This is a genomic window from Streptacidiphilus rugosus AM-16, from assembly GCF_000744655.1.
Taxonomy (GTDB): domain Bacteria; phylum Actinomycetota; class Actinomycetes; order Streptomycetales; family Streptomycetaceae; genus Streptacidiphilus; species Streptacidiphilus rugosus.
The window spans coordinates 4,684,053-4,695,970 of the sequence record NZ_JQMJ01000004.1; the positions used below are offsets into that span (position 1 = coordinate 4,684,053).

An 11,918-nucleotide genomic window follows, 5' to 3' on the forward strand; every position below is an offset into this window, starting at 1 on the left:
ACTGGCACCATGGGGGTATGGCCCAGCTCACCGCTCTGCGAATACACCCCGTCAAGTCCTTCCGCGCCCTGCCGCTCGACTCCTGCCCGGTCGAGCCCTGGGGCCTGGCCGGGGACCGGCGCTGGATGCTGGTCGACGCCCAGGGCGAGGCCCTGACGCAGCGTGAGGACCCGCGGCTGGCGCTGTTCGAGGCCCAGATCGAGGACGGCGGCGGACTGCTCGTGCGTCACCCCGAGGCGGGCGATCCGCTGCCCGTGCCCGCGCCGGGGCTCGACTCCCTCGGTCCCGTCTCCGTGTTCGGCCACGGCTTCGCCGCGCCCGTCGCGGACGCGCCCGCGGTCACCTCCTGGTTCCGCAAGCTGCTCGACCGGGAGCTGCGCCTGGTCCATCTCGACGTTCCCGCCCGCCGACCGCGTCCGGCGGTCACCAGCCTGGCCGACGAGTACCCGCTGCTGCTGGCCGGCAGCGCCTCCCTCGACGCGCTCAACGAGCTGATCGCCCGCGACCATCCGGAGGCGGCCACGGCCGCGGGCTCCGTCCCGATGACCCGCTTCCGGCCCAACCTCGTCGTGGACGACCCGACCCCCTGGGCCGAGACCGGCTGGCGCCGGATCAGGATCGGCGAGGTCGAGTTCGAGGTGGTCCAGCAGTGCGGCCGCTGCGTGATGACCACCGTCGACCAGGACGCCGGCGTCTTCACCGGGCAGCAGCCGCTGCGCACCCTGCGCAAGCGCCGCCGGTTCGGCAGCAAGGCCGGCTTCGGCATGCACCTGGTGCCGCTCTCCCCCTACGGCACGCTCAACCTCGGCGACCCGGTGACGGTGCTCGACGCGGGGCCGCTGCCACGGCCGGCGTAACGCGGGAACCGGGCGGATCGGATCACTCGTCGGGTCACTCATCAGGTCAACGCCGGTCGGATCACGGACCTGATCAGTGCAATCGTTGTCGCGGGCGGCTACCGATCGTCCTCCCGCTCGTTGTCACAGGAAGAGGGCCAGGCGAAGGTGCCGGACGCAGTACCGTGGGCGGACGCGGCAGTACGAGAGAGCTGGGGGCAGCGGATCGTCATGGGAGCAGGCGTGGTGCGGGTGACCCTGGACGGCGCCTCGCGCTGGCGTCGCCGCTCGGGTGAGTACACCACCGTCGCCGAGGCGCTCGCCGCCGCCGAGCCCGGGGACACCGTGGCGCTCGGCGCGGGCGTCTACCGCGAGAACGTCGTGCTGGACAAGGCGGTGACGCTGCGCAGCGCGGAGGGTCCCGGCACGGTCCGGATAGAGCCGCCGGCCGGCAGCGCCCTGCTGGTGCTCGCCTCGGCGGCCGTGCACGGCCTGGTGCTCGAGGGCCAGGACGGCTCCGCGCCCGCTGTGCTGATCGCCGCGGGCGCGCCGGAGCTGACGGAGTGCCGGATCGCGACCCGCTCCTCGGTGGGCATCGAGGTGCGCGGCGAGGCCTCGCCCAGCGTGCGGCACTCCTGGGTCGAGAACCCCGGCGGCCTGGGCATCCGGGTCTCGGAGGCGGCCAGCGCGCTGGTCGAGGACTGCGTGGTGGACACCACCGGCCAGTCCGGCGTGGTGGTGCGCGCGGGAGGGACGCTGCGGATGCTGCGCGGCCGGATCCGGCAGACCACCGGGGCCGGCCTGGTGCTCACCGGCGAGGGCACCCGCGCCGAGCTGGAGAGCTGCGAGATCAGCGAGGTGAACGGCAACGGCGTGCAGGCCGACGACCTGGCCGGCGGCGTGCTGACGGACTGCGACATCTCGCGGGTCAGCGACAACGGGCTGACCCTGGACGGCCAGGCGACACTGCTGTTGGACCGCTGCCGGATCCACGACGTCCCGGAGAACGCCGCCGACCTGCGCGGCCGCTCCCGGCTCACGCTGACCGACTCGCAGCTGCGCGCCTTCGGCCGGAACGGGCTCTCGGTGTGGGACGCGGACACCTCCGTCGAGGCCACCGGCTGCGAGCTGCGGGACAGCACCGGGGACTACCCCGCCGTCTGGGTCATCGACGGCGCGACGGCGAAGCTGACCGCCTGCCGGATCCACGACGTGCCCGACGCGCTGTTCGTGCTGGACCGCGGCTCCTCGGCGGAGGCCGTCGACTGTTCCCTCTCGCAGGTGCGCAGCACCGCCGTCTCGGTCAGCGCCGGCGCGGACGTCCGGCTGGACCGGCTGCGGGTGCAGGACGCCACGACCGGGCTCTGGTTCCGCGACCACGGCAGCGGCGGGCTGCTGACGGACTGTGAGATCGCGGACGTGGCGACGGCGGTGATCGTCACCAAGAGCGCCGATCCGGTGCTGCGCGGCTGCGTGATGCGGGGCAGCGCGGAGGCCGCGGTCTACGTCTCGGCGGGCGGCCGCGGCAGTTTCGAGGAGTGCACGGCGACGCACGGCAAGGGCTACGGCTTCCATGTGATCGACGGCTGCGCCACCGTGCTGACCCGCTGCCGGGCGGAGCAGAACGCCCGCGGGGGCTTCGAGTTCTCCGAGCCGGGACCGGTGGTGGAGGCCTGCTTCTCCGACGACGCGAAGCCGCTCGCCCCGGCCGCGGCGGCGCTGCCCGCGGCGGGCGCGGCGTCCGGCTCCGCGGGCTCCGCCACGGGGACGGCGGCGCCGGGGACCTCCCCCGCCGCCTCGGCGCCCGCGGCCCCCGCCGTGCCCACGCAACTGCGGGCCTCCGCGACGCAGCAGGCCAGGCCCAGCCTGGCCCAGGCGATCGGGCAGATCGCGCCGATCCCCGACTGCCGCCCGGCCGAGGAGGCGCTGGCCGAGCTGGACTCGCTGGTCGGCCTCGCGACGGTCAAGCAGGAGGTCCGCACGCTGATCGACCTGATCTCGGTCGGCCGTCGGCGCCGCCGGGCAGGACTGAAGGCGCCCTCGCTCCGCCGCCACCTGGTCTTCACCGGCTCCCCCGGCACGGGCAAGACGACGGTGGCCCGCCTCTACGGCGAGATCCTCGCCTCGCTCGGGGTGCTGCAGCGCGGCCACCTGGTCGAGGTCGCGCGGATGGACCTGGTCGGCGAGCACATCGGCGCGACCGCGCTGCGCACCGCCGAGGCCTTCGACCGCTCGCGCGGCGGCGTCCTCTTCATCGACGAGGCCTACGCCCTCGCCCCGGAGGACGGCGGCCGCGACTTCGGCCGCGAGGCCATCGACACGCTGGTCAAGCTGATGGAGGACCACCGGGACGAGGTCGTGGTCATCGTGGCCGGCTACACCACCGAGATGGAGCGCTTCCTCGCCGCGAACCCCGGTGTGGCCTCGCGCTTCTCACGGACCATCACCTTCCCCGACTACTCGGCCGACGAACTGCTGGAGATCACCCGCGCCCAGGCCGAGGAGCACGAGTACGCCCTCGCCGAGGAGACGGCCGCCGCCCTGCTCACCCACTTCGCCGCCCTCCCCAAGGGCCCCTCCTTCGGCAACGGCCGGACGGCCCGCCAGGTCTTCGAGACCATGATCGAACGCCATGCCGTCCGCATCGCCCAACTCCCCGACGCCACCACGGAACAGCTCCAGCTGCTGCTGCCCGCCGACCTTCCGTAGGTCGGCCGGCGGACCTGGTGCACGGCCTCAGGGAGCGCGGGGAACCGCGCGACGACCGCCCCCTGGGGTCAGGGGGTGCTGCCGAGGTGCTGCAGCAGCGCGTCGCGGGCTTCGATGAAGCGCGGGTCGGCGCGGTAGTCGGAGTGGCCGTTGACGGGGACGAGGATCGGGTACGCGTCGGTGCGGCCGAAGGCCAGCGGGTCGGGGAAGGGCGGCTGGTCGGGTCCGGGGGCTCCGTCCGCTCCCGCCAGCCTGACCGGACCGCCGATCGGGTCGGTCAGCCGGAAGAGGTTGTCCCAGCGCGGCACGTCGCCCAGCAGCCGGCCGAGCTGGTCGGGCCCCATGTAGGCCGGGAAGAACCGCCCGTAGAGCCGGCGCAGCGGCGAGCCGTAGGTCAGCAGCGCCACCCGGCCGCGCGTCGCGGGATCCAGCTGCCACAGGGCCGCCGCCGCCAGCACCGTGCCCTGGGAGTGCGCCGAGAGCACCAGCCTGCGGGTCGGGTCGGCCCCGAGCCAGGTCCGCATCCGCGCCTCGATGTCGGGGACCGCGCGCTCCGCGTAGCACGGCGGCGCCAGCGGGTGGGCCGCGCGGGGCCAGAAGGTGCCGATGTCCCAGAGCATGCCGACGCTCCGGCGCTGCGAGGGCGACCTGTAGGCGCTGCGGCCGAGGCCGATCAGGGCGACGACCATCGCCGTGGTGAGCCAGCCGCCCAGGTGCTGCAGGGTCTGGCCGAGCCCGGCCAGGAAGGCGCCCTCGCCGTGGGTGGCGTCGGTCAGCGACCGGCCGGTGGCCAGCGAGCCGACGAGTGAGGCCAGCAGCAGGACCGCGGAGACCCCGGCGAGCGTCGCGATCAGCGCGGCGCCGGCCTCGGTGGCCCGCGCGCCGGAGAGCGCGGTGGCGATCGCGCCGGTGCGCGGCGAGTGGGTGGTCGCCGGCTTGTCGTAGGCGGCGAGCACCTGCGGCCGCAGCGCCCAGGACCTGCGCACCAGGCCGAGGCCGACGACCGCGACGATCACCAGCAGCGCGGGGACCAGCAGGGTGATGCCGCTGGCGTGCCAGACCAGCATCGGCGCGGCCTGCGGGACGGCGCCCCCTCCGGCGAGCCGCTGCGCGGCGAAGAGCACCCCGCCGGCGGTGAAGAAACCGCCGAGACCGACGGCGAGCATGGAGGTGACCGGGCCGCCCAGGCCACGCATGGCCGCGCCGTTGGCGCCGCCGAAGCCGCTGTCGGCCGGGCGCGCGCCGTCGGGGCCGGGGAGGGTCAGCGTCGGGTCGACCGGTGCGGCCGGGGGCTGACCGCGCGTCATCCACCAGGCGACGCCGCCGAGCACGAGCACCAGCAGGGCCTGACCGGCGGCGAGTGCGGCGAATCCCCGCTGGGCCCCCGGCAGCAGCCCCGTCGCCGTCCAGTCCGGCCGGGACCACACGGCGTAGACGCACACCAGGGCCACCGCCCCGGCCGCCGCCCAGAAGTGGGCCCGCCCCGGCAGCGCGTCCCAGCCGAGCGCGAGGCCGACCAGCAGCAGCGCGCCGAGCACCACCAGCGCGGCCAGCAGCGCCAGGCCGACCCAGCGAAGGCCCGCGCCCGCCGCCCGGTCGTGCGCCAGCACCGGGATCAGCACGGCCCAGGCGATCGTCAGCAGGCCGGCGGCCAGATGCAGCGCGCGCAGGCGCGCGACCGCCGCGACGCCGTACCAGAAGCCGTCCCCCTCCATCTCCAGCGGCCGGACGGCCGGACGGGCCCCGGGCATCGGGCGGACCATCTCGTAGCTGCTCCAGGTCAGCCTGGCCAGCCGGCCGAGCCCCGTGAGGACCGCGACCGGGACCAGCGCGGCCACGGCGAGCCGCCGGCCCGGCTGCGCCCACCAGCCGCCGTGGCCGCCGAGTGCGAAGACGAGCCACGAGTGGTGGGCGACGCAGGCGCTGTCGGCGGCGCACTGCCAGGCCGTCAGGTCGAGCGCGATCTCGCAGGCCGCGGCGGTCAGCAGCACGGTCAGCGAGACGGCGACCAGCTTCACCAGGGCCTGGTAGGCGCCGCGGCCGCGGGTGTCGTCGCCGTCGCGGCCCGGCGGGCGCATCCAGTGGGCGAGGTTGGCGAACATGAAGGGGAGCAGCAGCAGCCAGAGTGCCCGGCTGGCGGCGCCCGAGGTGAGTTTGGCCCAGGAGTAGGCCTCAAGGACGGCGTCCCCGGAGTAGCCGGCCGGTCGGCGCTCCGCGTCCTGGTCGGGCCAGCGGCGGTAGGTGCCGGACATGGCGTCGCCGGTCATCTGCTTCAGGTGCGGGTCGTCGAGCATGGCCTCGGGGGTGGTGCCGCCGATGCCGTGGACGAGGAGCTCCAGCCACAGACCGCGCTGCCCGCCGCCCGGCGACTCCGCGTCCAGGGAGGTCTCGGCCGACCGCTGGGCGGGCAGCACCACGCCGCCCGGCCCGGGCACGACCGCGTCCTTCTCCAGTCCCGTCTCCCGCTCGCCGTCCCCGTCCATGCCGACCCCTCCCCGACGTTCCCTTCCCTACGACCGCACCGCGCGTGTCTGCCCGATATGCTCCCGCTTCGCTCCCGTCCGCACAGCACTTTTGCGCCAGTCACCACACTGTCGTGCGAGGATGGCGCGAGCAATTGCCGAGCCCGTGAACGCCGATCGCGGCAGCACGCAGTCACGACGGCAGTCACGAAGCGGAGAGGACGGCGCCCGGGTGGTCGAGAACAGCAGCCTGCTGGCCGAACAGAGGCGTGCCCTGATCCTGGACGAGGTGCGCCGCCGGGGCGGGGTCCGCGTCAACGAGCTCACGCGGAAGCTCAACGTGTCGGACATGACGGTCCGTCGCGATCTCGACGCACTGGCCCGGCAGGGCATGCTGGAGAAGGTCCACGGCGGGGCCGTGCCGGTGCTGGAGGCGAGCACGCACGAGCCGGGCTTCGAGGCGAAGTCGGCGCTGGAGCTGAACGCCAAGGAGCAGATCGCCGAGGCCGCGGCCCGCCTGGTCGCGCCCGGCAGCGCGGTCGCGCTCTCCGGCGGCACCACCACCTTCGCGCTGGCCCACCACCTGGTCAGGATCGAGGGCCTGACGGTGGTCACCAACTCGGTCCGGGTCGCCGACGTCTTCGAGCACGCCGCCCGTCAGGGCGCCGCCGCCTCGCCGGCGGCGACGGTGGTGCTGACCGGCGGGGTCCGCACGCCCTCGGACGCGCTGGTCGGTCCGATCGCGGACCGGGCGATCCGCTCGCTCCACTTCGACCTGCTCTTCCTCGGCTGCCACGGCATCTCGCTGGAGGCGGGTCTCTCGACGCCGAACCTGGCCGAGGCGGAGACCAACCGCAGCTTCGTCGCCGCCGCCCGCCGCGTGGTCGCGGTGGCCGACCACACCAAGTGGGGCACCGTCGGGCTGTCCACCTTCGCCGCCCTGGCCGAGGTGGACACCCTGGTCACCGACGGCGGCCTGCCGACGGAGATCCGCAGCGCGGTCGCCGAGCAGGTCCGCGAGGTCGTCATCGCCGGCTGAGCCCGGCCGCCGGACCCGCCTGTCGGCTTTGACGGAGCGTCAACTACACTGCCGCCACACTGATCGAACATGGGGGAGGGACCGCGTGGGAGTGCGTCTGCGGCCGGTGACGACGGAGTTCCTGGCGGCCGCGCCGCTGCGGATCGTGGTCACCCAGCGCCTGGGATCCCCGCGTGAGGCGCTCTTCAGGGAGCTGACCGACGACGCGGCGACGTGGCCCTCCTGGTTCCGCGAGGTCAGCCGCGCCTGCTACACCGGGCCGCCGCCGTACGGGGTCGGCGCGGGCCGCTCGGTGTCGCTGATGGGCGGCGTGCGTTTCGTCGAGAGCGTCCAGGTCTGGGACGCGCCGGAGCGCTTCGTCTACCGGGTCGAGGAGGCCAACTTCGCCGGGCCGCACGCCTGGATGGAGGAGTGGCTGCTCACCGAGGGCGAGGGCGGCGGCACGACGCTCCGCTTCACCATGGCGATCGAGGCCCACGCGGCGGTCGAACTCCCGATGCGGGCCACCCGCCCGCTGGTGGAGCAGTCGATCCGGCGGGCGATGCGGAAGCTGGACGCGCGGGCCTCGCGCTGATCGCACTCCTTCGGGTGAAGCCGCCGGATCGCGGAATGCACGCGGGCCGGGCCGAGTTGTTGACGGACATGCGACGACAAGCTGTCGCCGCCTGAGCCCGACTCGGAAAGGCTGTTCCATGAAGATCGGCATCATTGGCGCAGGCAACATCGGCGGCAACCTCACCCGGCGGCTGACCGCCGTCGGGCACGAGGTGTCGGTGGCCAACTCCCGCGGCCCGGAGACCCTCGCGGAGCTCGCCGCCGAGACCGGCGCGAAGGCCGTCACCGCGGGCGAGGCCGCGCGCGACGCCGAAGTGGTCATCGTCACCGTTCCGTTGAAGGCCGTGCCGAGCCTGCCCGCCGACCTCTTCGCGCAGGCCGCGCCCGGCTTCGCGGTGATCGACACCAACAACTACTACCCGCAGCAGCGCGACGGCCGGATCGCGGCCATCGAGGACGGCGGCCGGACCGAGAGCCGCTGGGTCGCCGAGCAGCTCGGCCACACGGTGGTGAAGGCATTCAACGGCACCTACGCGGCGGACATCCTGGAGCGTCCGCTGCCCGCCGGAGCGCCCGACCGCATGGCGCTGCCCGTCGCCGCCGACGACGAGGGCGCCAAGAAGCTGGTCAGGGACCTGATCGACCAGTTGGGCTTCGACACCGTCGACTCGGGCTCGCTGGACGACTCCTGGCGCCAGCAGCCGAACACCCCGGTCTACGGCCTGCGCGCCGGCGTCGAGGCGGTCACCCGGGCGCTGGCCGACGCGTCCCCGGAGCGCACGCCCGACTTCCGCGGCTGAGGCCGCGTCACTCCCCGGTCCACTCCCCCGTCGCCAGCAGCTCCTCGAGCACGGCGAGGTAGGGTGCGATGTCCAATCCCTGCTCGGCGAGCCAGGCGTCGGAGTAGTACTTGTCGAGGTAGCGTTCGCCGGGGTCGCAGATCAGCGTGACGACGCTGCCCCGCTCCCCCGCGGCGCGCATCTCGGCGACGATCTTCAGCGCGCTCCACAGGCCGGTTCCGGTCGAGCCGCCCGGCTTGCGCCCCATGACGCGGTCGAGCAGCCGGACGCCCGCCACACTGGCGGCGTCCGGCACCTTCATCATCCGGTCGATGGCGCCGGGCACGAAGCTCGGCTCGACCCGGGGACGGCCGATGCCCTCGATGCGCGAGCCGCAGTCGCAGGTGACCCCGAGGTCGCCGGAGACCCAGCCGTCGAAGAAACAGGAGTTCTCCGGATCGGCCACGCAGACCCGGGTGTCGGCCTGCATGTAGTGCACGTAGCGGGCCAAGGTCGCCGAGGTGCCGCCGGTGCCGGCGGTGGCGACGATCCAGCTGGGCTCGGGGAACCGCTCCTGCTGCATCTGGTGGTAGATCGACTCGGCGATGTTGTTGTTGCCGCGCCAGTCGGTGGCCCGCTCGGCATAGGTGAACTGGTCCATGTAGTGACCGCCGGACTCGGCGGCCAGTCGGGCCGACACCGCGTAGAGGGTGCGGGTGTCCTCGACCAGGTGGCAGTCGCCGCCCTGCGCCTCGATCAGCGCGATCTTCTCCTGGCTGGTCGTGCGCGGCATCACCGCGACGAAGGGCACCCCGATCAGCTTGGCGAAGTACGCCTCGGAGACGGCCGTCGAGCCGCTGGACGCCTCGATCACCGGCTTGCCGGGCCGGATCCAGCCGTTGCAGAGCGCGTGCAGGAACAGCGAGCGGGCGAGTCGGTGCTTGAGCGAGCCGGTGGGGTGGGTGGACTCGTCCTTCAGGTAGAGGTCGATGCCCCAGTCCTCAGGCAGCGGGAAGCGCAGCAGGTGGGTGTCGGCGGACCGGTTGGCGTCGGCCTTGACCTTGCGGACCGCTTCCTTGAGCCAGGTGCGGTACTCGGCGTCGCTACGGTCCACGTCCAGGGTCTTCACTGCGGCCACCTTCAGGTGCGGAGAACAGGTGCTGCTCTGCATCGTAACGTGGTGCAAATCACAACATATCCTTGGGCGTTCCCTAAGCGACCTGCATGTTTGGATCGAATTCGTCGGAAGATCCGTCCGACGAGTTGCGGTACCGGGCGAATCAGGAAACCCTGGTCGCATCACGGAATGCTTCTCGTTGCTCACTCTTCGAAATCGGCCGCCGCCCCATGCGGAAGGAGTCGAAAGCACGATGGAGGATCTGGACCGGCACTACGAACTGCGCCTCACCGCCGAACCGTGCAGGTTCGGGGTGGTGCGCAGGATCGTCCAGGCGCATCTCCGGCACTGGAACCTGACGTCCGTCACGGACCAGACGCTGCTCGGACTGACCGAACTGCTCGCCAACGTGCACCAGCACGTCGGCCCCGCGGCCCCCTGCACGCTCCGGCTGCACGCCGGCCCCGACGCCCTGACGGTCGAGATCTCCGACGGCTCCCCCGAGCTGCCGGAGGCCCGCCGCACCGACCCGCTGGACTCCGGCGGGCGCGGCCTCGCGATCGTGGCGGGGCTCTGCAAGGAGTGGGGCGCACAGCCGGACGGCAGCGGGAAGACGGTGTGGTTCACCGTCGCCACCGCTCCCGTGCCGACTCCGGCTCTGCTCCAGTCGGTGCCGCTGGCCCTCGAGGTCGACGCACTCGAACTCGAGGCCGTGCTCGCCGACTGAGTCCTGTCAGGCCGTGGTGTCCTCACCGTTGAGAACGTCCAGGCGCTGGCGGTACTCGAACTCGTCGATCTCGCCGTCCGCGTAGCGGCGGTTCAGCGTCTCCAGCGGGGAAGGCGCCGGCCCCTGCGGCTGCCAGCCGGTCTGCGGGCCGTACCCGCCGCGACCGCGCGGACCGCGGCCCGGGCGGGGCCGCCCGCCGCGAACCAGGCGGCCGGACCTCCGCCGCGCACCCGCCACAGCAGGCGGCGCACGACGAAGATCGCGCCGATCCAGAAGAAGGGCATCAGCAGGATCCAGGGACCGGGTCCGCCGTGCCAGCCGTCGGCCAGGTAGGTGTTCATCTCGCGCTCCTCAGTACGGTTCGTCACCGGTTCGTTCGCTACTGAAGAGACTCCTCCGCGCGGGCCGCGCAGGCGTCGTACGGCGGCGGGCAGTCGCACTGCTCCCCCGGGAGTACGCCGTTCGGGCGCCGCCGCCCGCGGGAGGCGCTACACCGCCGCGAGTTGCGGCTCCGCGAGCACCGGGGCCCAGGCGAGTTCCGCCGCGCCCGCCAGTTCGGGCGCGGCCAGTTCCGCGGGGTGCAGCGGCACGCAGCCGTAGCGGCCCCAGTGGGCCCGTGCGGCGATCGTCGCGGGCAGCAGTTCCGGCGCTCCGGCGAGCAGCGCGCTGTGGAAGGGGCCGAGGACGATCCGGTCCGGGTTGAGGATGTCCACGACGGCGGCGATGCCCCGGCCGAGGCGTTCGGCGACGTGCTCGACGGCGGCGCGCGCCACGGCCTCACCGGAGCGCGCGGCGGCGAGGACCGCGTCGACCTCGGCCAGCGGCGCCTCCGGCGGCAGACCGTAGGCGGCCAGCAGGGCGGGCGGGCCGGCCTCGACGTCCAGGCAGCCGCGGCGTCCGCAGCGGCACAGCAGGCCCTCGGGGTCGACCGTCAGCTGACCGATCTCCAGGGCGAGTCCGGCGCTTCCGGTGTGCAGCCTGCCGTCGACGACCAGTGCCCCGCCGACGCCCTGGTGGCCCGAGGTCACGTAGAGGAGGTGGCGGGCGCCGCGTCCCGCGCCGTGGCGGTGCTCGGCGAGGGCGGCGAGGTTCGCGTCGTTGGCGACGGCGGGCGCGACGCCGTCGGGCAGCGCGAGACCGGCGTCGCGCAGCGCCTGCGTCCACAGCTCGCCGATGGGCGTGCCGGTGGGCCAGCCGAGGCAGGCCGAGATCACCGCGACCCGCTCGGGCTCGGTGACGGGCGTCGGTGCGGCGAGCCCCGCCCCGACGCAGCGACGCGGGCTCGCCTCGACCAGGCGGACGGCCTCGTCCGCCATGGCCCGCAGCACCTGCTGCGGGCTCGCGCCGGGATCGAGCGGCAGGTCCAGCGGCTGCCCGATCCGGCCGCCCAGACCGGCCAGCGCGAGGGTGAAGCCGTCCGTGTGCAGTTGCGCGGCGAGGACCACAGGCCCCTGCGGGTCGATCTCCAGCCGGTGCGAGGGCCGCCCCCTGGAGCCGCCCGCAGGACGCGCGTCCACGCTGATCAGCCGCAGCGCCTCCAGCTCCGAGGTGATCGCCCCGACGGTGGTCCGGGTGACCCCGAGCGCGCCGGTCAGCACGGAACGGGTGGGCGCGGCACCGGTGTGGATCAGCTCCAGCGCGGGACCGAGCACCGCACGGCCGCGCTCCGGGCTTGTGTGTGTCTGCGTCACGCT

At 73.9% G+C, this 11,918-nt stretch carries 10 protein-coding genes; 6 read left to right on the plus strand and 4 right to left on the minus strand.

All coding sequences use genetic code 11. From position 1 onward, the window contains the following. Positions 1-17 precede the first annotated feature (17 nt). Both BS83_RS30385 and BS83_RS30390 read left to right on the plus strand, forming a co-directional pair. Positions 18-857, plus strand: a complete 840-nt coding sequence (locus BS83_RS30385; RefSeq protein WP_037606635.1) for an MOSC domain-containing protein — start codon at positions 18-20, stop codon at positions 855-857. A 210-nt stretch (positions 858-1,067) separates the two neighbouring features. Beyond that, positions 1,068-3,545 carry a right-handed parallel beta-helix repeat-containing protein gene (locus BS83_RS30390; protein ID WP_037606637.1) on the plus strand — a complete coding sequence of 826 codons (2,478 nt, stop codon included), beginning with the start codon at positions 1,068-1,070 and terminating at the stop codon, positions 3,543-3,545. A gap of 68 nt (positions 3,546-3,613) precedes the next feature. On the opposite strand, the gene BS83_RS30395 is transcribed toward BS83_RS30390, so the two are convergent. Continuing rightward, the gene (locus BS83_RS30395; RefSeq protein ID WP_051944350.1) at positions 3,614-6,028 is read right to left on the minus strand and encodes a hypothetical protein; all 2,415 of its coding nucleotides are present in this window, start codon (positions 6,026-6,028) and stop codon (positions 3,614-3,616) included. Positions 6,029-6,239: 211 nt separating this feature from the next. Here BS83_RS30395 and BS83_RS30400 point away from each other — a divergent pair, with 211 nt between their 5' ends. The 3 genes from BS83_RS30400 (at position 6,240) to BS83_RS30410 (ending at position 8,401) form a co-directional block, all read left to right on the plus strand. Further along, entirely contained in the window at positions 6,240-7,046 is an 807-nt protein-coding gene (locus BS83_RS30400) for a DeoR/GlpR family DNA-binding transcription regulator (RefSeq protein ID WP_037606639.1), read from the plus strand. A gap of 85 nt (positions 7,047-7,131) precedes the next feature. Next, positions 7,132-7,620, plus strand: coding sequence for an SRPBCC family protein (locus tag BS83_RS30405; protein WP_037606641.1), 489 nt, complete (start codon positions 7,132-7,134; stop codon positions 7,618-7,620). A gap of 118 nt (positions 7,621-7,738) precedes the next feature. Next, positions 7,739-8,401 carry an NADPH-dependent F420 reductase gene (locus tag BS83_RS30410; protein WP_037606643.1) on the plus strand — a complete coding sequence of 221 codons (663 nt, stop codon included), beginning with the start codon at positions 7,739-7,741 and terminating at the stop codon, positions 8,399-8,401. Between the two features lie 7 nt (positions 8,402-8,408). Here BS83_RS30410 and BS83_RS30415 read toward each other — a convergent pair whose 3' ends face one another. Further along, entirely contained in the window at positions 8,409-9,551 is a 1,143-nt protein-coding gene (locus BS83_RS30415) for a PLP-dependent cysteine synthase family protein (protein WP_037606645.1), read from the minus strand. A 199-nt stretch (positions 9,552-9,750) separates the two neighbouring features. Between BS83_RS30415 and BS83_RS30420 the strand changes: the two genes are divergently transcribed. Continuing rightward, positions 9,751-10,224, plus strand: coding sequence for an ATP-binding protein (locus BS83_RS30420; RefSeq protein WP_051944352.1), 474 nt, complete (start codon positions 9,751-9,753; stop codon positions 10,222-10,224). Between the two features lie 92 nt (positions 10,225-10,316). On the opposite strand, the gene BS83_RS30425 is transcribed toward BS83_RS30420, so the two are convergent. Further along, complete coding sequence (locus tag BS83_RS30425) at positions 10,317-10,592, minus strand: SHOCT domain-containing protein (RefSeq protein WP_232248522.1); 276 nt, start codon at positions 10,590-10,592, stop codon at positions 10,317-10,319. Positions 10,593-10,712: 120 nt separating this feature from the next. Beyond that, positions 10,713-11,915, minus strand: a complete 1,203-nt coding sequence (locus BS83_RS30430; RefSeq protein ID WP_037606653.1) for an ROK family protein — start codon at positions 11,913-11,915, stop codon at positions 10,713-10,715. Between the last annotated feature and the right edge of the window lie 3 nt (positions 11,916-11,918).